Here is a 25,176-nt window from a genome sequence, read left to right as displayed (position 1 = left end):
CTTGATGGAGGGTCGAGAGGTTTGGTCGGCAAGCGACCCACCAGCGCACTGTAACGCCGTGGTCATGCCGTCGGCAACGGGGGCGTCCCGTCTCTGGTTCCAATCGAGGCAATCCGGCAACCCTGGCATTGCTCCCGCATGTCTTTGTCGAAGCGGGATCGGCCCAGGTGCCCCGCACCCTCTGGGCCTTCGAACGCTCCGAATCCAGCCTTTTTCTGTCAGGAGTTGCGTACATCGTTGCACCAACAACCGGCGCAGGATAGGGTAATTAGAGAGATCGCAAACCGGCGTTTCTGCTCTTGCCAAGGCGGTTCCGCGCGTGGTGAGTCAGAAATCGGGACGCAAGAGAGCGGTTGAAGGAAAAGAGACACTCGTCACGACTCCGGAATCGGAGATAAACTAACGAGGAGGTTTGCCGATCCGACGGCGCTCATCAGGGTCGGCAGCAGTTTCCTTCGCCCGGCATCAATTGAGACTTTGGAGAGGCACCATGACTCGGCGTTTGACGATCGCAGTCGCAGCCGCGGTTTTCGCGGCATCCGGCCTGGCTTCCGAAGCCAAGGCCCAGTGGGCCTATGGCTGGGGCGGCTGGGGCGGCTGGGGGAGTGCGACAGTCGGTGGTGATGTGACCCGCGGCATGGGCATTCTCGCGGCTGGCATGGGCCAGTACAACGAGCAGACGGCGGTGGCGCGGTCGATCGAGACCGACACGCGGATGCGGTTCAACGAGTATGTCTGGCAGTCTGAGCAAATCCGTCGGCAGCAATATGCCCAGAAGGTTGCCGCGCGTTCGGCGAATGTTCGGCAATCGGCCAATGCGATCCAGCAGCGGCAGCTGAATCAACCGACTCAGCAAGACATTGTCAGCGGCGACACACTGAACGCCCTCTTCCACCAGCTTTTGAGCCCTGGCGTGCCGCACTCGGTGCTGGTCAATGCCGGTTCCGACCTGACCATCACCGGCGATCAGATTCGCCTGGTTCCGCTGCGATTTGCCAGCAAGGGGCTAGTCATTTCGGCTCACCGCCTGTCCGCCGAGGATAACTGGCCGCCGCCGCTCACCGGCGGACCGTTCGACAACCTTCGCAACGAGTATCAACAGATCGTCGACGAGGCCCGCAACATCCCCGACGAGGAAGAAATTCCCGACGAGCTGATCGTTCGGGCGATCGACGTGGTCAACCAGATCCGGACCCAGGCTTCCGAACGCCTTCAAGGTCGAGACTTCGCCGAGGCCGAGCGATACCTCAAGACCCTCGCCGGCATGCTTCAGCTTGCCCGTCGCGCCGACGTTCGCCAGGCCCTTGAAGCCGCTTACAAGCGTGATGAGGTTCCCCTGGCTAATGCGCTGCTGGGCATGACCAACTTCAACCTCAGCTTCGGCTCGGCAAACACCCCCGAAGAACGAGCCCTGTACCTCAACACCCTGTATCCGAAGATGGCGGACCTCCGCCAGCGCGTCGCTCAGGAACTCGGCGGCCAGATTCCCGACCAGTTCCAGGCGAACGTGGGGCAGGAGCCTCCCGTCGGTGCCTTTGATAAGTTCCCCTGGGAAGAAGTCGGCCGCCGCGAGGCTCACGGAGCGGCCCCGGCCCCCGATGAACCGCAGCGCTAATCCCTGCAATTGATCGAGAATACCGCGACGGAGCATTGACCGACCGGACCCGGGCGACGCCGCTTCGGGCCGGTCGGTTCTCCGTTGATGAGGGACGAGCGCTTGCCGATCGAACCAGCGGTCGTTAAGGTGGCGACTCGATTGGCTGAGCGTTGGCACCGTTGATCGATCCGAACGATGATTTCGACCCGATTGGGAGTGGCCGCATTGGTGGCGTGCTCTCCGTTGTCTGGTCGATTCGCCCCGAACGGTCGGTTGAGGAGAATTCCCTCGCGTCGCATCGCTGCGCTTCGCGGCCCTGCCCGAGGGGAAGGACGACGCCTCATCCCGGTCAGGCTCTTGGGAGGCTCCTGGCGGCGATGATTCTCTCCGGCACGCGCTTGACCCGGCTCAACCGGGACGAGATCGGCTCCCGGTCGATCGATCGCAGGGTGCGACGATCTCCGGCGATAGGCTCGATTCCCCCACAAGGGGGACCGGGACCGAGGGGCGTTACGCGCGCCGACTTCCCTTCCCAGACGATGCGACCGAGGGTCCATCCGACGGTCGATCGATCCCGGACTCGGTTCGGACCCTTGCCGATCGAAGCCGATGCCGCTGCCCCGAATTGATTTCCTCACGCTGACGTCCGATCGCGGACCGTCCTCCTTTCCTGGTGGACCGGAGAGCCCGAAGCATGGCCGAGCCCCAACTTGTCGACCTGGCCGACCTGAAGCCGCGCCTGCAGCGGACCTTCGATCACTACGCCTCGAAGTTCGGCACCCTGATCGACCACCACCCCGACTTCTTCCCGATCTACACCGAGGGCGGTCGGTGGCGGCACGGCGGGGAACTCTGGACCGACTGGTGCGCCGGCTTCCTCACCGGCATCCTCTGGCACTGCTACCGCCGCATCCGCCACGAGTGGTGGCGCGACAAGGCCGAACACTACTGCCGCCTGCTCGAACACAAGCAGCACGACCGAGACGTCCACGACCTCGGGTTCATCTTCCTGAATTCGTACCTTCCCTGGTACGAGGTCACGGGAGACGAATCGAAGAAACAGGTCGTTGTCACCGCCGGCCAGACGCTTGCCCTGCGCTTCCGAGAGCGAGGAGAGTACCTCTGCTCGTTCATCGGGCCGGAAAGCCTGTTCATCGACATCATGATGAACGTCCCGGTCATCCTCTACGCCGCCCGGGAAACCGGCGACGAGAACCTGCTCCGGATCGCCAAGGCCCATTGCCGGACCACCGAGCGCACCATCGTTCGGCCCAACGGCAGCACGGCCCACGAGGGGATCTTCGACACTAACACCGGCGAGTTTCTCCGGCAGAGTACCCACCAGGGGCTCTCCGCCGAGTCGGACTGGACCCGAGGGCTTGCCTGGTCGCTGTACGGCTTCGGCACCGTCTACACCTACACGAACGACCCGGCCGACCTCGCCGTTGCCGAGCGCAACGCCGACCACTTCATCGACCGCTGCCCCGACGGGCTGGTCGCCCCCTGGGACTTTGACGCCCCCGAAGGGGATCGCATGGCCGACAGCTCCGCCTCGGCCATCGCCGCCTCGGGTCTCTGGCAGCTTGCCGACCTGACCCGCGACCCCGCCCGCGCCGCCCGCTACCAGGACGCCGCCCTGACAATCCTCGACTCCCTCTGCTCCGACGCTTACGTCTCCTGGAACGAACCCGAGTGGGAAGGCGTTCTCAAGCACGGCGTCTACCACAAGCCCAAAGGGCTCGGCGTCGACGAGTCCGTCATGTGGGGCGAGTTCTTCTTCCTCGAAGCCATCTGCAAGGTCCTGTCGATGATCGACGGAGACTGATCCGCGTTGAGCAACATCCCCTCAGGAATCCCAAGGTGAGCGGCTCGGGAGATCGGATCGGGGAACGAGGAGAGAGCATTTTTCGGCTCCTCATCACGGAATTTGATGGTCTCCCTGAGCCTCGTTTCCACCCCGTCTTTCTTGGTGACAAACACCCGGGCGTCGATTTCCTGGTCGGGCTGACCGGCACGGGGTCGACGACTCCATTCTTCTTCGCCCAGGTCAAGGCCACTCGCCAGGGCTATCGTTCACGAGATGGTCGGTTGAAGATGGGTCGATTGTCACGAGAGGAACTCCTTGCGATCGCCCGCTACCCGGCCCCGACCTACCTTTTCGGAATCGACGTAATCCGCGAATGCGGGTTCATCCTCTCGGTGAACGAGGAGGAGTACTCGCATCTCAACGGATTCCCGACCGCATACCCGATCAACCCGGAAAACCGCTCTCGTCTCTGGCACGAAGTCAAACGATACTGGGAAAGGCGGAGACGCTTGCGTTCTTGCTTCACCGATCCCGATCGGAGCGAGTGATGGGGAAGACCACCGCGAAACCCTGGTATTTCGAGGAACGGGCCGAGAGTCTCTTGATGGTCCATCTCACCCGACGGGATGACCTTGAGATCCAGCGGCAGGCGCTCGATGCCGACCGCTCTGTCGATTACCTGGTCCACATTACCTCGGGCGGTCGCCGAACCGGTCGAGTGCTCGGGATCGAATTGAAGGCACTTCGTGGCTTGAAACCAGGAAGGATTGACGAATCTCGACCGTTTCCCCTGTCCCTGAACCTCAACGACATCTCCTACCCGATCGACATCCCGTTCCCCTTCTGCCTGGTCGTGTTCGACATCGAAAACGACCACGGGTTTTATCGATGGCTCAAGGAACCCACCATCGATCCGTCGGGAAGGCCAGGGCTTGTGGATCGGGATGCCAACTGGTTTCGTCGTCTCGATCGTGACGCACTCGACGAGATCATCAATCAGGTGAACCAATGGTATGAGCACCGAATCTCGCGGTCGTGATGACGATGATCCGTTCCCACCTAACGGCTTTCCAAGCTTGCCGATGATCGAGGACGACCTCGGGCCGATCGATTCCGAAGATCGGCCGACGGTCCTCATCACCGGAGCGTGCGGATACCTTGGACGCAAGCTCCGCAAGCAGTGGGGCGATCGCTACGATCTGATCCTCCTTGACCGTAACCCCGGTCCAGACAACGACGAGGTCATCACGGCCGATCTGACTGAGCTGGACGACGAGTGGGCCGAGCTGTTTCACGGCGTCGATGCCGTGGTCCACCTTGCGGCCCACTCGCACCCGAACGCCTCGTGGGAGGCGCTGGTCGGCCCGAACCTCGACGCCTTGCCGAACGTCCTGAACGCCGCCGTGCTCGCCGCGGTCGATCGCTTCGTCTTCGCCAGCTCCAGCCATACGATGTGGGGCTATCGGGATGACGGCACCGGCCCGATCTCCGAGGATCTGCCTCCCCGGCCCGATGGCTCCTTCGGCGCCTCGAAGCTGGTGGGGGAGCGGTTCGGGCGAAGCATGGCACAGGCCTTCGAACTGGCCTTCGTCGCGCTTCGAGTCGGCTGGGTGCAGCCCGACCCGAACGATCCGGCCACTTTGCCCGACGACTGGGCAAGGTCGCTCTGGCTCTCAGATCGCGACCTCGCCCAGCTCGTCGAGTGCGCCCTCTGGTCCGAGCTGGACGACCGCTTCCTCGTCGTCAATGGCACCTCGCGCAACCGACGGAGTCGCTGGCCGATCTCCCGAGCCGAGGAGATGCTCGGATACGCTCCGCTTGACGATGCCTTCGCCGTCTCCGAATCGGAGTGAGCGGCCGTGACAGAAAGTCGTCGGCCGGACTCAGAGGGGTCGGCCCGGCCCAATGGCGTCAAGAAGCCTCTGGAGGCGTTGTTCCAGGGTGGCGGTCAGGACTGAGGCCGTGCGTCGAGGCCGCTCCGAGGACGCGGCGAAGGCTCCCACGTCGATCGGCTCGCCGACCCGGACCACGGCGCGTCGAGGACCTCTCGGCCGAGGAAACTGGATGCCCAGCGTGTCCTGCTCCAGCTTCAAGAGAACCTCGGACGCCCGTTCCAGGGTCGGGCAGTCGCGGACATAATCGCCGGGATAGCTGAACATCTGCATGACGACGAACAGGTCGTTCAGATCGTGGCGGGCCTCGGCAATCCGGGCGGGATCGGCCCCGGACTCGGCCAGGACCTCCAGGCAGGCACGCCGTAGTTCCTTGACCCGCACCGGCACGTCGCCGGATTTCCGAATGACGAATCGGCGTTCCTCTATCGCGCCGAGGATGTGCTCCCGAAGCTCCGCCAGGCGATCGGCCAGCGGGCCCGATCGGGCCGAGCCGAGATACTCCGTCTCCTTCAAGCAGACCGCCCCCTCGGCGAAGGCGTAAATCCGATCCACGAGTGATCGCCCCGGCCTGGTCTGTCGGCGGAGATGGGCTTCCAGCGCAGTCATCTGGGCGTCGAGGGCCGGGCGGGGGTCGTGGTCGTCGAGGAATCGGTACTTCAAACCGACCGGGACGATCCAGACCGTTTTGCCCGCCGTCCGACGCTTTTTCAACGCCGAGCACGCGATGGTCGCCACGCCTTCGCGGATCGGCGTGAGCCGGTCGGCCATGTGGTAAATCTCGCCTTCAGGAAAGACGACCAGGGGGTTCGGCCGATCGCCGAGCAGCTCAACGGCGGTCTTGAACGCGCGGAGGTCGGTCCCCTCGCGGTCGACCGGAAAGCACCCGACTCGGGGCAAGACATAGCCGGCCTTCCCTTTGAAAATCTGGTACGCGGCCATGTAGTAGAACGGCCGACGCAGCCGCATGCCCAGCTCGAAGACGACACCGGCGTCGGCGTCGTCGCAATGATTCGGGGCGATCAGGACGCCGTCGCCGCGATCGAGCAGCCCTGCCAGCCGGTCGAGGCCCTCAATGTCGTACTGTTCGATCCGTTGCTCGCGTCGGAGCATCCGGCGGAAGGCGATGGCACCGGCCCGGACCCAGAACGGCGAGACGCTCGGGGCGCGATAGCGATGCCTGAACTCGTCCGACAAGGGCAAGCGTCTCATTATCACCCTCGACTACTCGGGAATTCGTCAGGGATCCGTTCCGAGCCCGATCGACCGTCCACGCCGGACGCCCACCGGCATGATGGGAATTGGCCGCCGAAGCGTGCCACGTCTCCGGCGATCGGTCCCTTTCGTCGAGGGGGCCGACGACGTTAGGATACGTCGTCAATCCTGCCCGAGCCGACCTCGAAGGACAACGCCCCGATGACGCTCAACCGCTGGCTCGCGCCGCTTGCCCTCTGCCTCGTGATGACCACGGTCGAGGCCCAGGCCCTCGGCCCCCTCCCGACCCGGAGCGCCGAGCCCGTGGAGCCGACCCCCGCGACCACGGGCCAGCCCGAGCCCGCCGCCTTGCCCGGCCCGCCGGCACCCCTCGCCCCCCGGTTCGCGGTCAGCGTGGTCGAAGGTCTGATCGACGCCCCAACCGACGGCCGCCTGGTCGTGATCCTCGCCCGCCGAGCCCGACCCGAGCCGCGCAATGCTCTCAGCCTCCCTGTGCCTGGCTCTCCGGCCGTGCTGGGCGTCGATGCGGAACTGGTCGCCCCCGGTACGGTGACGATGGTGGATGCTTCGGCCCGGAGCTTTCCCATCGAAGCCCTGGAGAACCTGCCTCCCGGTGAGTATGTCGCGCAGGCCGTCTTGATGCGGAACCCGGACTTGCTCCTCTTGAACGCCCCCGGTAACCTCTCCAGCGCACCCACTCCCGTCAATCTTGATCCGGCCGACACCGACCCGATCCCCCTCGAACTGACCCGGATCGACCCTCCGGAACGCCTGCCCGACGATACCGACCTGGTCCGCTACCTGAAGGTTCCGTCGAAGCTCCTGAGCGAGTTCCACGGCCGGCCGATGTTCCTACGTGTCGCGGTGGTGCTGCCTCGGGATTACGGGAAAGACCCAAGCGTGCGCTATCCGCTTCGGGTCCACATCGGCGGCTTCGGCTCGCGTTTCACCGCCGCCCGCCGCCGGATGGCCGAGGGTTCCCCCTTCCGCCGGATGTGGCTGGCCGACGACACCCCTCGCTTCGTCATGCTTTTTCTCGACGGAGCCGGGCCGCTCGGCGACCCGTACCAGGTGAACTCGGCCAATCACGGCCCGTATGGAGACGCGATCACACAAGAACTGATTCCCTATATTGAGCGTCTCTATCGGGGCATCGGCCAGGGATACGCCCGCGTCCTTGATGGCGGATCGACCGGCGGCTGGGTGTCAATCGCGCTGCAGGTCTTCTACCCCGATTTCTTCAACGGCTGCTGGTCAAGCTGCCCCGACAGCCTCGACTTTCGCTCGTTTCAGCTCATCAACATCTACGACGACGCCAACGCCTACACCACCGCCGACGGTGCCGAGCGCCCCGCCTTCCGCCGCGAGGATGGCACCCCCGTCTACGCGATGCGAGACGAATGCAGCCTCGAAAACGCCCTCGGTCTGGGCGGTTCGTGGGCCATGTCCGGTGGCCAGTGGGGCTCCTGGAACGCCACCTACAGCCCCCGAGGCCCCGACGGCCGCCCCGTCCCCCTCTGGGACCCCGTCACCGGCGCGATCGACAAGTCTGTCCTCGACCACTGGGCCCGGTACGACATCCGCCGCGTCCTCGAAGCCAACTGGCAGACGCTCGGACCCAAGCTGCGCGGCAAGATTCATATCTGGATGGGCGATGCCGACAACTTCTTCCTCGAACAGGCCCTCCAGCGTCTCGAAGCGTTCCTCGAAACCGCCGACCCTCCCTTCGAAGGCTCCATCGTTTACGGCGCCGGCGAGGGCCATTGCTGGTCGGGCATCACCGAGCTTGAGATGATGCAGCAGATGGCTGAGGCCGTGGCCTCGGGGGCGCCCGGTCGGTAAATCGTCGCGTGCGATCCAGGGTCGCCGAGGGAAGCGATGACCGTTCATGACGCCATTCGAAACGCCGAATCCCTCCTCCCCGGCGAGCCGGTCGAAGGGGGCGAGGACCCCCGGTGGCAAGCGATCCTTGAGGTCGAGGATTTCATCGAAACGGACCCCGAACCCATCTGGTTGTTCATCGCTCGATGGGGTGGGCATACCCAGGAAGACTTGCGGAATGCCATCGCGTGCTGTCTGCTAGAACATCTCCTCGAATGCCACTTCTCGGCCTTCTTTCCCCGAGTTGAGGATCGAACGCTGGCGGACCCATTGTTCGCTGACATGTTTTTGCGATGCTGGCAGTTGGGGCAGTCCGAGGAGCCCGGCAACGCAGAGCGGTTCGAAGCACTGAGGCATCGTATCCAAATGTAAGGAAGGGTGGGGAAGGGCTGCATGGCTGTGGAGAAGCACTACAAGGTCGTCGTCGAGAAACACGCCGATGGATACGTTGCGTACCCCCTGGGGATGCGCGGGGTCGTGGTGGGTCAGGGCGACTCATACGAGGCTGCCCTGGCCGACGTGCGATCGGCAATCCGTTTTCACATCGAAACCTTCGGACCGGAAGCGTTCGAGGACGAATCACCGATCCTGGAAGCCTTCGTTGCCGAGACGGGAATCTCGCTCTGATGCCCCGTTTTCCCGTGGATGCCCCGAGGGCGAAAGTCATCTCAGCCCTCGAATCACTCGGATTCCGGATCGTCCGAGATCGCGAACACGTTTCCATGATCCGAGACAATCCTGACGGAACACGGACTCCATTGACCTTGCCGGGCCACTCTCACCTCAAGGGTTCAACCTTGAGAATGATCTGCAAGCAGTCCGGAATCACCCGAGACGACTTCCTGAAGGCTTACGAAGCGTCATAAGGTGTCTGTCTCCCTCGAACATTCCATGACCCGTACCATGACCATCCGCCCTTTCCGTGAATCCGACCGCCCGATCCTCCGGGCCATGACCATCGAGGCCTTCGAAGGCGTATCGATCGACCACAACATCGACCGCCTGCTCGGCCCGATCGCGGCCGAGGACTGGCGGACCCGCAAGGGAAGGCACGTCGATGACGACCTCAACGCCCCCGGTGGCGAGATCGCCGTGGCCGAGGATGCTGGTGGAACGGTCGTCGGCTACGTCTCGATGCGCTGCGATCGCGGAGCGAAGGTCGGGCAGATTCCGAATCTCGCCGTCTCAAGCGAGGTGCGAGGACAGGGGATTGGCCGCACCTTGCTCGAACATGCGATCAGGCGATTCCGCGAGGAAGGGATGACCGTCGCCCGGATCGAGACGCTCGACCAGAACCCGATCGGCCAGCATCTCTACCCGTCGGTCGGTTTCCGGGAAGTCGCCCGGCAGATCCATTTCGCCATGCCCCTGACCGACTCCGACGATGCCCAGGCCAAGGGGACCGGCCCACAATGACGACCGACACCGAACTGACCTGGATCAAGGTCGATCCCGACGAGGTGCCCCCTCGCCTCATCATGGAAGGAATCACCAAGCGCTTCGGCGGCGTTCATGCCCTCGAATCGGTCAGCTTCAACGCCAGGGCAGGGGAAGTCCACGCCCTTTGCGGAGAGAACGGCGCGGGCAAGAGTACCTTGATGAAAATCCTCGCCGGGGTGATTCCCGAGTACGACGGCCGCATCATCCTCGACGGTCGAGAGCGCCGCTTCGCAGGGCCGAGAGACGCCGAGGACGCCGGCATCCGGATCATCCATCAAGAACTGAACCTCGTTCCCGACCTGAGCGTCGCGGCCAACATCTTTCTCGGCCGCGAGCGTCGCACGGCGCTCGGCCTGATCGACAACTGGGCGATGGAACGGGCCGCCTCGGCCCTGTTCGAGCGGCTCGGCACGCCCATCTCGGTACGGGCAAGGGTCGGCGACCTTCGCATCGGCGATCAGCAGATGGTCGAGATCGCCAAGGCCCTGGCCTTCGATGCCCTCGTCCTCATCATGGACGAGCCGACCTCGGCCCTCTCCGATGCCGAGGTCGCACGGCTCTACCGGGTCATCGGCGACCTGAGGAAATCCGGGACCACGGTTCTTTATATCTCGCACAAGATGAACGAGGTCTTCACCCTTGCTGACTGGGTGACCGTCCTGCGCGACGGAGTGTTTGTCGCCTCCGCACCGCGCAAGGAGATCCAGCCGGCGCAGGTCGTGCGCTGGATGGTCGGTCGAGAGATCAATGACTTCGAGTTCGAGGTGAACGTGCCCCAGGGGCCTCCGGTGCTTCAGGTCGAACGGCTTTCCTTGCCGAGCCCGCACGGCAGCGGTCGGCCGGCGCTCCGTGACCTGAACTTCGAGGTCCGACCGGGAGAGGTGGTCGGCATCGCCGGGTTGCTCGGCGCCGGGCGAACCGAGCTCCTGGAATCGCTGTTCGGAGCCTCGGCCGATCGGCCCTCGGGCACGATCCGGCTCGACGGTCGGGAGGTCCACTTCGACGCACCGGCCGACGCCATCGCCGCCGGGGTCGCCCTGGTGACCGAGGACCGCAAAACCCTCGGCCTGTTCGATCAGATGACCGTGGCCGAAAATATCACGCTCGCCCAGTTGCAACGGCTCGCCACCCTCGGGGTCGTTCGTCCCGCCGCGGAGCGCGAGGCGGTGGATCATTCCATCGATCGGCTTCGGATCAAGACCCCGTCCGGCGATGTGCCGGTGATGAGCCTCTCCGGAGGCAACCAGCAGAAGTGCATCATCGCCCGATGGCTCCTGACCGAACCGAAGCTCTTGCTCCTGGATGAGCCGACGCGCGGAATCGACGTCGGCGCGAAGGCCGAGATCTACGCCCTCATCCACCGCCTGGCCGAGCGAGGCATGGCCATCGTGATGACCTCCAGCGAGCTTCCCGAATTGCTCGCCGTCAGCACCCGGATTCTTGTCCTCTGCGAGGGGAGGCTCACCGCCGAACTCTCGCGAGCCGAGGCGACCGAGGAAGCCATCATGGATGCCGCCACCCGATTTCTCGACCGGGTGGCGGCATCCTGACAGTTCCCTTTTCGCGGTTTGGACGAGATCGCCAGGTGTCCTGCTCGATCGATCAAGGAGCCTCGACTGCTGGCTCCGGCGACTCGGCGGGAGCGTCCGTCTCGGCGGGAGCGTCCGACTCGGCCGGCTCGGGGGCCTCAGCCGGAGGATCGGCCAGGTCGATCAGGGTGGCATCGAGGCGTCGGAAGAAGTCGAGCGTGGTCTGCGAGGCCAGCGGGTCGTCAATCGCGGCCAGTTGCGAGAAGATCGGCGCGGCGAAGCTCGCCACCTGGTCACGAGCGAAGGCGACATCAGTGACGTTCGCCCGCCCTTGCAGGCGGTACTCCTCCAGCGCAGCCAGGGCGGCCTGTTCGACACTTCGACGGGCCGCGGCGGGGGTCGAGGTCAGCCCGGCAGGCCAGCGGATTGTGCCTTCCGGGGTAAAGAGCATCTCGATCCGGCGTTCGAGCGACAGGGGAGGGGTCACTCGGGTCGGGATGGTGCGGGGGAGGCCGGTTTCGACATCCACCTTGGTTTGCATTCGCAGGGCTTCGCGGCGCTGGTTGCGCCAGGCCGCTGCGGCGGCCTGCTGCTTCATGGCATCGGCGGCGGTTGTGGGCCGGGCCGTCTGAAGGGATTGGGTGTTGGCCTGGACGTAAGGGGCGATGTAAATCGGCGGCACCGGCGGCATGTAGCCGGTCGTCGAGAGGCCGCTCCAGCCGAAGGCATAAGGCCCCCAGCCGTACGGGCCGGAGCCACCAATGTAAACGTAGTTTTGAAACGGCCCGAACGGCCCGGCCTGCGGCTGAGCCGAGGCTGGGGCGGGCCAGCTCAGGCCCAGCAGGGCCGCGGCCAGGAGCGCCACCGACGCCGATCGGGGCAAAGTGCCGGTTGTCATGATCGCGGTCCCCAGAGGTTCCGATCTGTTACCGATCCCATCCATTAGTTTAAGTCGTTCCGAGTTCGATGACTACGAACATCGCGGGAAAAGCCCCAGGGAAGTCAAGCAACGGGCATTCCCGGTCGATAGAAACGCTTAGGGAGTTTTGCCGAGGTCGGCGTGCCGAACCGCGGACGATCCGAGCAGCCGGTCGAAACCTCCCGGTCTCTTTTCGTTGCGGATCTGATGCCCGAATGGCCGATCACCTTATTGTGATTGATCCCAAACGTCCGGCCGAGCCGTTTTGCTCGGCCCCAGACGCGGATCGGCCCCCCGTTTCGAGGGCCGGCTTGGGATCAGGGAAGCAGAATGAACGCCTCGCGGGCGGTCCGGAGTTGACCGCCACAAGACCAAGGAGGGTCGAACCGATGTCGACGTCCCGCATGGGAGGCCCCATCCACGCCGGTCGGCGAGCGATCTGGGCCGGGATCGCCGCCTTCGGCCTGTTCGGGGCCGTCGGCTGCCAGGTCGAGTATGCCGGCATGACCTTGCCGACGGGCAAGTATCTCTTTGACGACGTTCAGTATTTCCCCAAGGGACCTGATTTCCCCTTGGCGAACACGCAGGCCGCCACCCAGCGAGCCCAGATGCAGGCTCAGGGGATCGAGCCTTATGGCGCTCCTCCGGCGGCCGGCATGGTCGCACCGGGCGGTGTGCTGACCGCTCCGGGCGGTGCCAGCATGGTCCAGCCGATCCCCGGCGGCGGCTCCGATATGGAAATCGAGCAGGCCCGCCCGCCGATCCAGGCTCCGCCTCCGGGCGAACAGCTTCCGGGCATGGTTCCCCCTCCCGGCAACTTCTAAGCTCGGGACGTGATACATCGCTCCAATCGAACGGCCCGGATGGCTTCGGCGATCCGGGCCGTTTCTGCATGCGCGGCGGGTGCTTGCTTGACCCGCCCGATCGGCCTCATGAGAATGCGTCCTTTCCTCACCAGGGAGACAACGCCCGAGCAAACCCGAGGGCCTTGCGCGTGCTGCTTCGAACGATCGACTGGGCCATCATCGGCACCTTCTTCGCATTCACCTTGATTGTCGGGCTCGTCGTCTCCCGAAGGGCAGGGCGGACCCAGTCCGATTTCTTCCTGTCCGGTCGCGGGATGCCCTGGTGGTTGCTGGGCACCTCGATGGTCGCCACCACCTTTGCGGCCGATACGCCGTTGCTCGTGACAAGCATCGTCCGAGAGCAGGGGGTGGCCGGCAACTGGGTCTGGTGGGCCTTCCTGCTCACCGGCATGCTCACGGTCGCCGTCTTCGCCAAACTCTGGCGGCGGTCAGGGATTCTGACCGATGTTGAATTTTATGAACGCCGCTATGGGGGAGCTCCCGCGGCGTTCCTCCGAGGCTTCCGCGCCGTCTACCTCGGCCTGATCTTCAACGTCCTGGTCATGGCCAATGTCACGCTCGCGGCCGTGAAAATCGCCCAGGTGATGTTCGACTTCAGCCCGATCCAGGCGATCCTCGTGGCGGCCACCGTCACCGTGATCTTCAGCGCGGCGGGAGGCTTGCGAAGCGTCTTGCTGACCGACTTCGTCCTGTTTCTGATCGCCATGACCGGGTCGATCGGCGCGGCGATCGTGGCCCTTCGGCAACCGGAGGTCGGCGGCCTGACCGGCCTGTTCGCCCACGAGCAGGTGCAAGCACGCCTGGCCCTCTGGCCGAGCCTCGATTTCAGCTCGACCGCCTCCCTGAACGCGGCGATGACCATTTTGATCATCCCGCTGGCCGTGCAGTGGTGGGCCGCCTGGTATCCCGGAGCCGAGCCCGGCGGCGGCGGCTACGTGGCCCAGCGGATGCTCGCCGCCCGCAGCGAGTCGCACGCCACCGGCGCGACCTTGCTGTTCAACTTCGCCCACTACGCCCTGCGTCCCTGGCCCTGGATTCTCGTCGCGCTGGCCTCGCTGGCGATTTACCCCGACCTCGACTCTCTTCGCTCCGCCTTCCCAAAGGTCGGCGATACGATGGTCCGCGACGACCTGGCCTATCCAGCCATGATGAACCGGATGCCTCCAGGCCTGCTCGGCCTGATCGCCACGTCGTTGATCGCCTCGTACATGTCCACCATTTCGACGATGCTCAACTGGGGCTCCTCGTACCTCGTCCACGACTTCTGGCTCCGGTTCTTTCGGCCGAAGGCCTCGGAGCGCGAGCTGGTCCGGCTTGGCCGGTTCCTCACCGTGGCCCTGATGGTCCTGGCCTGCGTGATCGCCTTGCAGCTTCAGAGCGTCTACGAAGGGTTCCAGATTTTGCTGAAGGTCGGCGCGGGGACGGGCCTGATCTACATCCTCCGCTGGTTCTGGTGGCGGCTGAACGCCCTGGCCGAGATCGTGGCGATGGCCGTCTCGTTTCTGATGGCCGCCGGCTTTGTGGTCCTGAGCCGGATCGCTCCCGAGCAAACCCCGGCCGACTGGCTCCAGTTCCTGATCATTGTCGGCGGGACGACGGCGTGCTGGATCGTGGTTTCGCTGGTCACGCCTCCGGAGCGTGAGGAAACCCTCCGCAACTTCTACAACCACATTCGCCCCGGCGGGCCGGGCTGGAAGGCGGTGATCCGCCGCGCCCATGCCGAGGGAGAGTTGCTCGACTGCAACGGCTCCTGGAACCTGCGGAGCGAGCTGATCTTCCTGATCGGCGGCTGTGCCTCGATCTATGGCGCCCTGTTCGCCACCGGCCTGTTTCTTTACGGCCGAACGATGCCTGCAACCCTTGCGATCCTGATCGCCCTGGCAGGGGGGGCGGCGATGGCCGTCACCTGGCGAACCGTGGCCTCGGGAACTGCCGAACCAACCGCGCCGGGGCCGATTGGGGAGGATCACTGATCGCATGGCGAACATCTACTATGTCGGCGACTGGGCCATCATGATGGGCCCGATCTTCGCCGAGAGTCCCTTCAACTACGAATACAAAGGGACCGAGATTTTCAATTACGGCACCTGGCTGGTCGAGGCGCTCGAATCCTCCGGCGAGCATACCGTAACCAGTGTTCCTGCCTGGGACTTCTACCGCCTCGCTCCGGGAGAATTCGATCGGATTCTCGACGAGTATGACCTCTTGATCTTCTCCGATGTCGAGGCCCGGAACTTCCAGCTCCACCCCTCGTTTTTCGACCGCTCGAAGTTCGGCAGCAAGCCGCTGACCTTCCCCGACCGCGTTCGTCTGACGGTCGAGGCGATTCATCGCGGCACGCATGCCCTGTTCCTCGGCGGCTGGCTCAGCTTCAATGGCGAGTGCGGCAAAGGAGGCTGGGGACGCACCCGATTGGCCGAGGTCCTTCCCGTCACCTGCCTCGATTTCGAGGACCTGCGCGAAAGCACCGAGGGTTACCGCATGGTCCCGACCACCGGCGATCATCCCGCCCTGCGCGGAATCGACCTGCACGCCTCTCCACCGATCCTCGGCTACAACATCACCCGGCCTCGCCCCGGCTGCGAGGTTTTAGCCACCTGGGGAGATTCCCCCGATCCAGCGATTGCCGTTGGCCAGTTCGGCTCCGGCCGGGTCGCGGCCTACACCTCCGACCCCGCCCCGCACTGGGGATGCAACCTCGTGTCCTGGGACCAGTACCCAGCCCTCTGGCAGCAACTGGTTCGGTGGTTACTGGCCTCCTGACCACGCAACTCCAAGATCTACCCCTCCCAACCCTCTCTCCCGCACGCGGGGGAGAGGGTGGACGGAGGCCGGGTGAGAGGGCCAGAGGCACGACGAACGAGCGTTGTATCCTGACCGGCGACCCCTCTCCCCAATTCCGGCAGGAGCGATCCGAGCAATCGAGAATTGCTCTGCGATCAGAATGCAATGGCCGGAATCGTTGCCTCGGCCGGGCACCCCGCCGGCTCTTCCAGCTCCGGAGACACCCCGGTCTCCTCGGCTGCCAGAGCCGCCACCACCCCGGGCATCACCTGACCGTTGCGATTGTGATTGCGGTCGTCGGCTTCGGGATTCGACGCGGGAACAGATCGACCATCGGGGGAGATCGCCCCCGTTGCCACGAGGGCTGCGTACATCAATCCGAGATGCATGACACCGATATCTCAGCGGGAAGATTCAGGGTTTTCGGGCGTTTCCGACTTCTCATCGCCCGGTTCAGCGTTGTCTTCAGCCTGGGGAGCCTCGCCGACTGGCTTAACGGGAATCTGCACTTCCCAGAGCTGCCGATCGGCCGGGGTCATCGGGCCATGATAGCCGAGCCGTCGGGGAGGACCAGCCTCGGTCCACTCCTCGCCGTGCTCCTTGATCCAGGTTTGCAAACGCTTGACGCCGTCGGCCATCTCCTCGGGAGTCATGACCCCCTGAAAGCCGAGGGCCACCACGGTCATCGGCGCGAAGTCCTTCACCTCGACCGGCCCGACCCCTTTACCGGCTTCCCCCTGATCGGGCCGTTCGTAAAGAAACTCCATCGACAGGTCGCCACGGAGCGAGGGATCAACGGCAATCTCCGGGTCGAGATACGTGTTGATCACCGGCGCGGTCATCTCCACCTTGCGCTCGCTGATGTGCCGGAACAGCCAGAAAAAGAGCATGTCGCCGGAGCGCATGCTCATGGCGTCTCCCTTCGTCCAGGCGCTCCGGTAGGCCGGATACTGCTTGATCTCGATTTCTCCCGGCACGGTCGGATCAGGGAATCCCTCGGGCAGCGGAGCATCCGGCGGGGGCAAGTCTCCCGGTTGTGCCAGGGCAGGGGATGCCATCAAACAAAAGGCCAGCAGTCGAACGAACGGGGCGGCGTTCATGTGGGTCGTCCTCGGGGGTCCTGGGTCGCGTCGCTGATGAAGGGGGAAATGTCAAACTGACGGATTCCATCCCCTCATTTGGGATACGCACCGCCTCCCCGGTCGTCAAGTTTGCCGCCACCTCAAAGCGATTCCCGACCAAATCCAATGCCCGCAGGTGCTCGCTCAGGCGCTCCCCTCGGGCGATCGCCGCAGCAGCTCGATTTCCCGACGCCGACGGGCGTCTCGCTTCGGCTGAGGCTCCCAGTCGAGTTCCTCGGCCTCCAGCCATGCGGCGGCATGAGTTCGCAGCTCGTCGGCCACCGGAACGCCCAGCTCGGCATGAAGCACCACGACCCCGCAGAACGCCAGCCGGGCGACTTCGTCCCAGGCGTCGCGATCGTGGCCGAAGTCGTCCTCGACCGCCGCGATTGCTGCGGCCAGGGTCTCGGCATTGGCAAGCTGACGGTGGATCTGCTCGACGGGCAATGGGTTCCGATCGCTCATCAGGTCGTCGTAGGTCCGGCCGTGCACGCGATCCATCGCCGCGTCGATCGCGTCGTTGGCCTCGTCCACCTCGTAGCTGCGCACGCCCCAGTGCCCCATCGGAACCGCTCCTGCTCCAGAATCCGGCCTCGATCTCGCCCCTCGACTCAGTCGAACATCTTGCCGACGGCCAGCAAATAGCTCGGGCTGTTCGAGTGGAATCGCAGGCGGTCGAGCTGCTCGACCCCTCGGGAAATATGCACGTCCCAGACCTGGACGTCTCGTGCCAGCTCCTTGAGCAAGCGATGCGCCTCGACCAGCGCCTCGACCGACGCCACGTTGACCGCCATCCGGCCTCCGGGTCGCAACCGCTGAAACGCCGCCCGCAAGATCGACCCCACATGCCGCCCCGTGCCGCCGATGAACACGGCGTCCGGGTCGGGCAGATCGGCCAGCGCGTCGGGAGCCCGGCCCGCGATCGGTTTGACGTTCGTCACGCCGAACTTCTCGGCGTTGACCGGTATCAAGGCCAGGTCGTCGGCCCTCGGCTCAATGGCGAAAACCTGGCCCTCGGGGGCAAGCTGGGCCGCCTCAACCGCCACCGAACCCGTCCCGGCCCCCACGTCCCAGACGATCGAATCGGCCCGGATGTTCAACTGCGCCAGCGCGATCGAACGCACCTCGGCCGTCGTCACCAGCGATCGCCGGGGAAGGTTCTGGAAGAACAGCTCGTCCGGATTGCCGAACCGCAGCCGACCGGCCTGGTGATCGGCCCGAGCCGAATGATCGACCGACCGCACCAGAATCAACACGTGCAGCGGGTCGAATTCCATCTCCGCCAGCTCGGACAGGCTCGCCTGCGTCACCCGTTCGTCGGGAGAGCCGAGGTGCTCGCAAACGAACGCCCGGTAGTCCTCGATCCCGCGATCAAGCATCGCTCGCGCCAGCTTCCACGGCGGGCAGCGATCGCTGGAGAACAGCCCCACCTTTTCGGCGTTCCGGATGCGCGAGACGATCGCCTCGACCGGCCGTGAGCCGAGGTTCGCCAGATAGGCGTCGTCCCAGCTTTCCTTCACCCGGGCAAAGGCCAGTTGCATGCTGCTGACGTGCGGGACGATCTCGAACCGCTCCTTGCCCAGCCGTTCGCACAGGTAGCGGGCAATCCCGTAGAACAAGGGGTCGCCGGTGCTGACCAGCACGGGACGCTCGGCGTCCGACGCCATGACCTGCCGGACCTGATCGACTGCCTCGACCATGTCGCTCGACAAGGGCAGCGTCGGCACCCCCAGGTCCTCGACCGTCTTGAGCGCTGATGGTGACCCGAGGATCAGATCGGCCCCGGCAAGGATTCCCCGGGCCGATTCGGTCAGGCCCGCCAGGCCGTCGTCTCCCACCCCCACGATCACGACCTTGTTCGTCGATTCGGCCACCGTGGTCGGTCCTCCTGCCATGCCGCCGTTCGTTTGCCGATGCGATCCCGAGGCGCACCGATCGCCTCAACAGCCCCGTCTCGGCCGGATCGCATTGCGTCGCGTGTCCGCCCGGATCGCCCCAGGATACCAGCCGCCCCTTCGGAATCGAAGTCACCCGAACCGGCTCGCGTCACGGCAACCGCTTCGTGTGGCTCATCAAGGCGGCCAGGCGGCGGGGTGGAGCGGTAAACGTGGGAACCGTAATCGGCGTCTCGGCGATCAGCTCGGCGGGAGTCAGTGTTCGCCCTTCGATCGTCCCGAACCGGCACCCCGCCTCGTGGGCGATCACCGCCCCGGCGGCCAGGTCGTGGGCTTTTTCCCCGAGGTGGCAGACCGCGACCAGCCGACCGCAGGCCACCCAGACCAGCTCCGAGCAGCACGACCCCAGATCCCGGAGCCGACCGACCACGCTTCTCGGATCAATCACCCGCAGCGCATTGGTCCCGATGCACACGTTGTCCTGATTGTGGAAGCCGTCCTGGTCCTCGGCCGCGCGGATCGGTTCGCCGTCGCGCCAGGCGCCTCCCCCTCGGGTCGCCCAGTACAGTTCCCCGAGAATCGGCAGAGCGATGACCCCCAGCACCGGCTCTCCCCGGTCGATCAGGCCGATGCTCACGGCCCAGATCGGCAGGCCGTGCACCAGATTTCCCGTGCCGTCAATCGGGTCGATCGACCACCGCCTCGGCCCCGATCCTCCTTCGTTGGCGTATTCCTCTCCCGTCAACAGGTCGTCCGGGAACCGCTCCGCCAGCCGACTCCGGACCAACCGTTCCAGGTCGTGGTCGAGATCGGTGACATAGCCGAGGTTCGCCTCCTTCTCCTGCGGACGGACCCGCGCGCATCGGCTTCGGGCAATCTCGGCCGCTTCCTGCGCGAGCGACTTCACAAAGTCCAGTTCGACGGCATACGAATCAGCGGGCGGCATGGGGATTCCGGGAGCGAAAAAAAGGGGGGAAGAACGCGAAGAATACCAAATTCCAGATCAGGTCTCGTCGGATTCGGACTCCGATTCCGTCCTCCGCTCGATCACCTTGAACGTCTCGCCCGGCAGGGCCGGGCCTTCCAGCTCGAAGGTCCGCATCGGCTGGCGGAGTCCTTTCGGCTCGTAATGCAGCAAGCCTCGACGATCAGCGCACGGCAGGCAGAGCCGTTCCTCGGGCGAGTAGACGAACATCTCGCCGTCGGCCAGCCGGTGATAGGCGTCATCCCCCGGGGCCATGCTGTGACAGAATTCCCGCTCGCTGCCGATCTTCAGGCCGACCCGCCAGCCGGGCTCCCTCAAAAAGACGCGGGGGACCATCGGCTCCTCGGGGCCGTGTTCGGCGTTCGGAAGGTTCGGATCGCGGATCATCGGCGGGCCCTCGGTTTCTCGGGTCGATTGGGCGGCCTGGAGGTTCCTTTCTGGGGATCGGCTCCCTGCGGCCGTTTCTCCCAGGCGGGGTCACGATGCCGAGACTTCGACACCCTGTCGTAAAGCGCCTGGCCCACGGCCGAAACGCCCGGCAACCCACCCAGCAGTCCCACAGGCCAGATCAAGGGCACGCGGCGTGCCACCGCCACCACCCCTTGAAATCCCGAACGCACCCGATCCCCCGGCCCGACGCAATGCACCGATTCCAGGCACGCCCGATCGTCCAGTGACGGATGAACTGCCTTTACCTCCATTGTGGTCACGTCGATCCAATCGATCATCCGCCCCGGATCCGCCGCGCTGCCCATCGCCACCGAGGTCCGGCACAGGCCGCACGCTCCATCATACAGAACCCGCAACGGTTCCGGGTTCGTCCCTGTCACCAGGCTTCGCAACCACGGCCCGGAGACAAACGCCATGTTGGCCACGATCATCGCCAGGGCGAACTCGTAAAGCCCCATCGTCACGGCGATTCCCAGGTGCAGGGCGATTGTCAGGCTAATCACCAGCGGTCGGAGCCGTTTCACCCACACCAGCACCGGATAGAGAATCTCCAGCCACAGCGCTCCGTGCGAAAAGAGCATCAAAACCATCGGCCACCGCGCCAGCCAGGTCAGGTCAACTGGCCGGAACTCGGCATAGCCAAGCAGGCTCATGAAGGCGAACCCCTCCCACCAGATCGGGTGCTGCAGCTTCGCCAGGCCCGCCAGGCCATAAATGATGCAAAGATGCACCTGAATCAAGCGCAGGCAGAGATTCGCCGGGATCGATGCCTTTGGCCGGCCATCTCCCACCGGACACTCCAGCGGGGTCGCCGATCGCCCCCGGTTCACCGCCTCCCTCGTCCCCTTCAATCGCTCGAAGAACCGATCGAGCGACACCGCCCGGCCGCTCGCCCCAGTGACCGCCAGATAAAGGAGCAGCATCGAGGCCGCCTGATCGAAGCCAAAGACCATCACCGGCGTTCGCCTGACGGTCGAGACCACGATCAACCACGTCAAGACCGCCGTCGTCCGACTCCACAGGCCGACCGTGAACAACAGCAACACCACCAGACACCCGACATACGCCGGCACGAGCATCGCATCGGGCACGATCGACCAGAGCGACCACGACCAGCGGTCCCGCTCCAGGTTGCGGAAGAAGCCCAGCACCTCCGGATCGGCCCAGCCTCCCGACCCGAGAAAGGCGTGCAGATCCAGCCCCAGAATCGCATAATTCCAGAGCAGGAGCAGTCCCAGGCCCAGGCGGATCAGGCCCACCGGCGTCGGGTCGGCAGGGCGGAACAGAAAGGCGTTCCAGCCGTCGGCCGTCGCTCGGCCGAGGGAGGAGAAGTAGGCCACCGGCCCGGTGATCAATCGTCGCACAGGTAGACTCCAATGCGCTGGCGATCGCCGTAATAACGCCGATCTTCCACGTCGATCGTCCGCCCTTCTCGGGCCGCGTCCATCAGCTCGTCCGGGCTCGGATTCAGATGATCTTGCAGGAACAGAATCACCCGCCGACACCCCGGATTTTCCCGGCACAGATGCCTGCCGTACGAAATTGCCCACCGGCTCCGGCTGTCTCCGGTCGCCGGGTCTCGGGGAGCTCGCCGGACGTCCTCGAACAGGTGGTAGGCCAGCGCCAGTTGCCGCTGAAACCGCAAGCGAGGCCACATCGACCGATCCGGAATCCGGATTTCCTCCGACCGGCCATCCTCGAATTCGAGCAGGGCCGTCACGATCGGCGTCGGCGGCGCTCCGGCCGTGTAGAAGCGATACGAGTACCCCTGATCGGCCACTCGGTAATACGGTCGGAACAGCTCGGCCACCGACCGCTGCAACTCCGACGACGGCGGCGCCGCCAGCACCGCGGCCAGCACCGCCACCCCATGCCAGATCACCAGGGCCGACACCCCCAGCCTCGCCCAACCGGGCCATTGCGGCTCGTCCGATTCCTCGCCTCGCTCCGCCATTGCCTCGGTCCTCCCCCGGCCCGTTGCGTTGCCCTTTGGGAATCGTTTCCCTCCAGCTTACCCGATCCCCGACCCGCCGACGCCCCCCGATGGACGCCAAGGTCTCGCATTCCAGACCGCAGAGCAGACTCCCGGAATCACAGGAAAATCCGAAATCCAGGCCCACTTTCCCGAAACGGCCTCTTTCCGCTATTTTGCCAGAAAAGAGTTGATCCGCGCGATCCGGGAAATTAGAATCGCCAACGGAAGGCTCAAACTTTCCGAATTGGGTGGTTTGCGTAAGCTGGAGTGTTCGTTAGCAACAATCCTGGAACGTAAATTGCTCAATTGGTTCGGGCTCGTGTTGCTCACCGGTGCAACCTGACACGGGCGCGACCGTCTCAACTCGATTGGCCCAATCGACCCCCTCGACCTTCTCCATCGTCTCGCAACTTCAGGGAGACACATCGCGATGCAGGGAACCATGGTCATGCTCCTGGCCCTCAGTGGGCTGGGTTGCCATCACTCGGTCCACCATACGCCGGTCTATGACGCCTGCTACTCAGCCTGCTATGGCGGCGCGGTCGTCTACGATGCCTGCTACGACTCCTGCTACTCAGCCTGCTACGGTGGCGGCTTCACGCAAACCGCTTATGGCTCCTGCTACGATGCCTGCTACTCGTCGTGCTACGACTCCTGCTACTCCGTCTCGTACAAGAAGCACGGAGGCCTGTTCTCCTGCTTCAAGGGGCTGTTCGGCCACAAGCATAAGCGAGCGGCCTGTTACGATTCGTGCTACTCGTCGTGCTACGACGCCTGCTATTCGGCCTGCTACGGGCCGACCTACTACGACGCCTGCTACACCGGCGCGATCTACGCGACCAACTACGACATGCCGGTCTTCGGCACCTACACGCCGGCCGTGTCTCCGCAGGCGGCCTACGGCTCGCCGCAGGGGGTGATCATGACCACCCCGGGCAAGTCCTCTCCTCAGGCCTATGGTAGCGCCGCCCCGGCCGAGTCGGCCCCCGCCGCGACCGAGGAACCTGCCGCCCCTGCGGCCGAGGAGCCTGCTGCCCCGGCCGACGAACCCGCTCCCCCGGCCGACGAACCCCCGGTTCCGGCTCCGACCGAGCCGGCGACCCCGCCCGTCGGGAACGACCTCGACTTCGGCGATTTGCCGATCGAAGATCCGAACACCTGATCGGCCCTCGGCCTCGTCCGTTCGACCCGATCAGACGATTCTTCCGCAACGGCCCGCGCCGCCCCTGACCGGACGACGCGGGCCGTTCGTCTGCGCAGCTTGGTCTTTACGAGGCGCGGAGTTTTCGGGATAGATAAAGACCATGTGTCGGGGTCACGTCCTTACCGGTTGCCCAGGGCCCCGTGTTTGCCACCGGAGTCGTAAGGATTGGTCCCACGATGGAATCGAATCAGCCCTCCCTCCCGCAACTGCCCGACAACCCGAGGCTCCGGCTCGATTGGCTGATGGAGACGCTCGGAGACGCCAATAGCCGTCGGCTCGGTCTGTTTCGGATTCCCGAGGAACTGGTCCTCTCGGTCGTCATGCCCGTGTACAACGAGAAGCGGACGATCGACGAGATCCTGCGCCGGGTTCGGGAAACCCCCATCACCAAGCAGATCATCCTCATCGACGACTGCTCGACCGACGGCACCCGCGAGCTGCTCCAGAGCTGGACCCCCGAGGGGAGCAACCCCCAGCCCGACCTGCAGATCCTCTTTCACTCCCAGAACCAGGGTAAGGGGGCGGCCCTTCGCACCGGATTCGCCCACGCCACCGGCGACCTGGTCATCGTGCAGGACGCTGACCTCGAATACGACCCGGCCGAATACCCCCGGCTCATCCAGCCGATCGTCGACGGCCGCGCCGATGTCGTCTTCGGCTCCCGATTCATTGGCGAGACGCACCGGGTCCACCTGTTCTGGCACGCCGTCGCCAACCAGGGGCTCACCTTCCTGTCGAACATGTTCACCAACCTGAACCTGACCGACATGGAGGTCTGCTACAAGGTCTTCCGACGCGAGATCATCCAGGGGATCACCCTCAAGAGCGACCGCTTCGGCTTCGAGCCCGAGGTCACCGCCAAGGTCGCCCGCTTCCGCTTCCCCGCCGAAGGGGGACGCCGCGGCCGCAAGTGCCGCATCTACGAGATCCCGGTCAGTTACCACGGCCGCAGCTTCGAGGAAGGCAAGCACATCCGCCCCCTTCGCGACGGCCTCCGGGCGCTTTACTGCATCCTCCGCTATGCCTTTGTCGATTGATCCGAAATTCTTCGGCAGAACGCTCCAACACTCTGCCCGAAGTTTGCCGTACTAGGGAGTATCGGCCTCGGCGGTGGAATTCCAACCGCCTGGGCGCCGATCGGAATCGTGCCCCGTTGCCTGTTCCTCCGGCAAAGGGGTCCGACACGATCTGACTGACCCCGATTCTCCCTTGCGAGATTCTCACCGATGACGCTCTCTCGACTGATCGACTGGCTCAAGCTTTCCCCCATGCTTCTGGCCGCTGCCCTGCTGGCCGGATGCGACACCGGCGGCGACGAGGTCGCCCCGGCCGACGAAACCATCGGCGCCGACTCGACCCTCGAAGGCGACGATGTCGTTGTCGATGAATACGAGGCCGACGTGGTCGAGCCGGCCCCGACCGAAGAGCCCGCCCCGGCCCCTGAGGCCGAAGCTCCTGTGACCGAAGAGCCGGCCCCGGCTCCGGAACCCGCCCCGGCCGAAGAGCCGGCCCCGACCGAAGAGCCCGCGACCCCCTGAGGTTGCGGACTCGTCGATCGACTCACTCGCAACGCCCGCTCGGATTCGCTCCGAGCACCGTTGACCTGAGCGGTTGCC

General features: G+C 64.9%; 27 protein-coding genes. 17 read left to right on the top strand and 10 right to left on the bottom strand.

Annotation, left to right across the window (positions count from 1 at the left end):
• Positions 1 to 490: 490 nt before the first annotated feature.
• The 5 genes from GA615_RS10425 to GA615_RS10405 all read left to right on the top strand — a co-directional run bounded on the left by GA615_RS10425 (position 491) and on the right by GA615_RS10405 (position 5,257).
• Positions 491 to 1,615, top strand: coding sequence for a hypothetical protein (locus GA615_RS10425; RefSeq protein ID WP_152051236.1), 1,125 nt, complete (start codon positions 491 to 493; stop codon positions 1,613 to 1,615).
• Positions 1,616 to 2,291: 676 nt separating this feature from the next.
• On the top strand, positions 2,292 to 3,422 hold the full coding sequence (locus GA615_RS10420; RefSeq protein ID WP_152051235.1) for a glycoside hydrolase family 88 protein: 1,131 nt from the start codon (positions 2,292 to 2,294) through the stop codon (positions 3,420 to 3,422).
• A 269-nt stretch (positions 3,423 to 3,691) separates the two neighbouring features.
• Complete coding sequence (locus GA615_RS27800) at positions 3,692 to 3,952, top strand: hypothetical protein (RefSeq protein WP_201750159.1); 261 nt, start codon at positions 3,692 to 3,694, stop codon at positions 3,950 to 3,952.
• Positions 3,952 to 4,443, top strand: a complete 492-nt coding sequence (locus tag GA615_RS10410) for a DUF4365 domain-containing protein (RefSeq protein ID WP_161602268.1) — start codon at positions 3,952 to 3,954, stop codon at positions 4,441 to 4,443. Before GA615_RS27800 ends, GA615_RS10410 begins: the two co-directional genes overlap by 1 nt.
• A 43-nt stretch (positions 4,444 to 4,486) precedes the next feature.
• A complete protein-coding gene (locus GA615_RS10405; RefSeq protein ID WP_161602267.1) occupies positions 4,487 to 5,257 on the top strand; it encodes an NAD-dependent epimerase/dehydratase family protein in 771 nt (256 codons plus the stop codon).
• 30 nt (positions 5,258 to 5,287) lie between these two features.
• On the opposite strand, the gene GA615_RS10400 is transcribed toward GA615_RS10405, so the two are convergent.
• Complete coding sequence (locus GA615_RS10400) at positions 5,288 to 6,508, bottom strand: lysophospholipid acyltransferase family protein (RefSeq protein WP_152051232.1); 1,221 nt, start codon at positions 6,506 to 6,508, stop codon at positions 5,288 to 5,290.
• A 204-nt stretch (positions 6,509 to 6,712) separates the two neighbouring features.
• Between GA615_RS10400 and GA615_RS10395 the strand changes: the two genes are divergently transcribed.
• Genes GA615_RS10395 through GA615_RS10370 form a run of 6 tightly spaced genes read left to right on the top strand, consistent with a single transcriptional unit; the run spans position 6,713 to position 11,382 of the window.
• Complete coding sequence (locus tag GA615_RS10395; protein WP_152051231.1) at positions 6,713 to 8,353, top strand: alpha/beta hydrolase-fold protein; 1,641 nt, start codon at positions 6,713 to 6,715, stop codon at positions 8,351 to 8,353.
• Between the two features lie 36 nt (positions 8,354 to 8,389).
• A complete protein-coding gene (locus GA615_RS10390; protein WP_152051230.1) occupies positions 8,390 to 8,764 on the top strand; it encodes a hypothetical protein in 375 nt (124 codons plus the stop codon).
• A gap of 21 nt (positions 8,765 to 8,785) precedes the next feature.
• Positions 8,786 to 9,019 (top strand): type II toxin-antitoxin system HicB family antitoxin, encoded by a 234-nt coding sequence (locus GA615_RS10385; RefSeq protein ID WP_152051229.1) that lies wholly within the window; start codon positions 8,786 to 8,788, stop codon positions 9,017 to 9,019.
• The gene (locus tag GA615_RS28695; RefSeq protein ID WP_152051228.1) at positions 9,019 to 9,258 is read left to right on the top strand and encodes a type II toxin-antitoxin system HicA family toxin; all 240 of its coding nucleotides are present in this window, start codon (positions 9,019 to 9,021) and stop codon (positions 9,256 to 9,258) included. The genes GA615_RS10385 and GA615_RS28695 overlap by 1 nt, the downstream gene beginning before the upstream one ends.
• A gap of 25 nt (positions 9,259 to 9,283) precedes the next feature.
• Positions 9,284 to 9,808, top strand: coding sequence for a GNAT family N-acetyltransferase (locus GA615_RS10375; RefSeq protein WP_152051227.1), 525 nt, complete (start codon positions 9,284 to 9,286; stop codon positions 9,806 to 9,808).
• A complete protein-coding gene (locus GA615_RS10370; protein WP_152051226.1) occupies positions 9,805 to 11,382 on the top strand; it encodes a sugar ABC transporter ATP-binding protein in 1,578 nt (525 codons plus the stop codon). The genes GA615_RS10375 and GA615_RS10370 overlap by 4 nt, the downstream gene beginning before the upstream one ends.
• Before the next feature lie 52 nt (positions 11,383 to 11,434).
• Here the strand turns inward: GA615_RS10370 and GA615_RS10365 are convergent, their stop codons facing one another.
• Positions 11,435 to 12,259, bottom strand: coding sequence for a hypothetical protein (locus GA615_RS10365; RefSeq protein ID WP_152051225.1), 825 nt, complete (start codon positions 12,257 to 12,259; stop codon positions 11,435 to 11,437).
• Between the two features lie 410 nt (positions 12,260 to 12,669).
• Here GA615_RS10365 and GA615_RS10360 point away from each other — a divergent pair, with 410 nt between their 5' ends.
• The 3 genes from GA615_RS10360 to GA615_RS10350 all read left to right on the top strand — a co-directional run bounded on the left by GA615_RS10360 (position 12,670) and on the right by GA615_RS10350 (position 15,909).
• Entirely contained in the window at positions 12,670 to 13,104 is a 435-nt protein-coding gene (locus tag GA615_RS10360; RefSeq protein ID WP_152051224.1) for a hypothetical protein, read from the top strand.
• Positions 13,105 to 13,274: 170 nt separating this feature from the next.
• Positions 13,275 to 15,119 carry a sodium:solute symporter family protein gene (locus GA615_RS10355; RefSeq protein WP_152051223.1) on the top strand — a complete coding sequence of 615 codons (1,845 nt, stop codon included), beginning with the start codon at positions 13,275 to 13,277 and terminating at the stop codon, positions 15,117 to 15,119.
• A 4-nt stretch (positions 15,120 to 15,123) separates the two neighbouring features.
• Positions 15,124 to 15,909 carry a glutamine amidotransferase gene (locus GA615_RS10350; RefSeq protein WP_152051222.1) on the top strand — a complete coding sequence of 262 codons (786 nt, stop codon included), beginning with the start codon at positions 15,124 to 15,126 and terminating at the stop codon, positions 15,907 to 15,909.
• A 176-nt stretch (positions 15,910 to 16,085) separates the two neighbouring features.
• Here the strand turns inward: GA615_RS10350 and GA615_RS10345 are convergent, their stop codons facing one another.
• From GA615_RS10345 to GA615_RS10310, 8 genes are all read right to left on the bottom strand, one after another.
• Complete coding sequence (locus tag GA615_RS10345) at positions 16,086 to 16,319, bottom strand: hypothetical protein (protein WP_152051221.1); 234 nt, start codon at positions 16,317 to 16,319, stop codon at positions 16,086 to 16,088.
• A 12-nt stretch (positions 16,320 to 16,331) separates the two neighbouring features.
• Positions 16,332 to 17,030 (bottom strand): heme-binding protein, encoded by a 699-nt coding sequence (locus GA615_RS10340; protein ID WP_152051220.1) that lies wholly within the window; start codon positions 17,028 to 17,030, stop codon positions 16,332 to 16,334.
• A gap of 165 nt (positions 17,031 to 17,195) precedes the next feature.
• Positions 17,196 to 17,615, bottom strand: a complete 420-nt coding sequence (locus GA615_RS10335) for a hypothetical protein (RefSeq protein ID WP_152051219.1) — start codon at positions 17,613 to 17,615, stop codon at positions 17,196 to 17,198.
• A gap of 47 nt (positions 17,616 to 17,662) precedes the next feature.
• On the bottom strand, positions 17,663 to 18,925 hold the full coding sequence (cbiE, locus tag GA615_RS10330; protein ID WP_235905303.1) for a precorrin-6y C5,15-methyltransferase (decarboxylating) subunit CbiE: 1,263 nt from the start codon (positions 18,923 to 18,925) through the stop codon (positions 17,663 to 17,665).
• 172 nt (positions 18,926 to 19,097) lie between these two features.
• Positions 19,098 to 19,892, bottom strand: a complete 795-nt coding sequence (locus GA615_RS10325) for an inositol monophosphatase family protein (protein WP_152051217.1) — start codon at positions 19,890 to 19,892, stop codon at positions 19,098 to 19,100.
• A 57-nt stretch (positions 19,893 to 19,949) separates the two neighbouring features.
• Positions 19,950 to 20,318, bottom strand: a complete 369-nt coding sequence (locus GA615_RS10320; protein WP_152051216.1) for a hypothetical protein — start codon at positions 20,316 to 20,318, stop codon at positions 19,950 to 19,952.
• The gene (locus GA615_RS10315; RefSeq protein ID WP_152051215.1) at positions 20,315 to 21,745 is read right to left on the bottom strand and encodes a DCC1-like thiol-disulfide oxidoreductase family protein; all 1,431 of its coding nucleotides are present in this window, start codon (positions 21,743 to 21,745) and stop codon (positions 20,315 to 20,317) included. Before GA615_RS10315 ends, GA615_RS10320 begins: the two co-directional genes overlap by 4 nt.
• Positions 21,733 to 22,335, bottom strand: coding sequence for a hypothetical protein (locus GA615_RS10310; protein ID WP_152051214.1), 603 nt, complete (start codon positions 22,333 to 22,335; stop codon positions 21,733 to 21,735). The genes GA615_RS10315 and GA615_RS10310 overlap by 13 nt, the downstream gene beginning before the upstream one ends.
• Before the next feature lie 451 nt (positions 22,336 to 22,786).
• On the opposite strand from GA615_RS10310, the gene GA615_RS27795 reads away from it, so the two are divergent.
• From GA615_RS27795 to GA615_RS27790, 3 genes are all read left to right on the top strand, one after another.
• On the top strand, positions 22,787 to 23,518 hold the full coding sequence (locus tag GA615_RS27795; RefSeq protein ID WP_201750158.1) for a hypothetical protein: 732 nt from the start codon (positions 22,787 to 22,789) through the stop codon (positions 23,516 to 23,518).
• A 218-nt stretch (positions 23,519 to 23,736) separates the two neighbouring features.
• Entirely contained in the window at positions 23,737 to 24,597 is an 861-nt protein-coding gene (locus GA615_RS10300; RefSeq protein ID WP_152051213.1) for a glycosyltransferase family 2 protein, read from the top strand.
• A 189-nt stretch (positions 24,598 to 24,786) separates the two neighbouring features.
• Entirely contained in the window at positions 24,787 to 25,098 is a 312-nt protein-coding gene (locus GA615_RS27790; protein ID WP_201750157.1) for a hypothetical protein, read from the top strand.
• Positions 25,099 to 25,176 lie beyond the last annotated feature (78 nt).

Source organism: Tautonia marina, from assembly GCF_009177065.1.
Taxonomy (GTDB): domain Bacteria; phylum Planctomycetota; class Planctomycetia; order Isosphaerales; family Isosphaeraceae; genus Tautonia; species Tautonia marina.
Note: the sequence above shows the minus strand (reverse complement) of the source record. Positions and strands in the feature narration are given on the sequence as shown.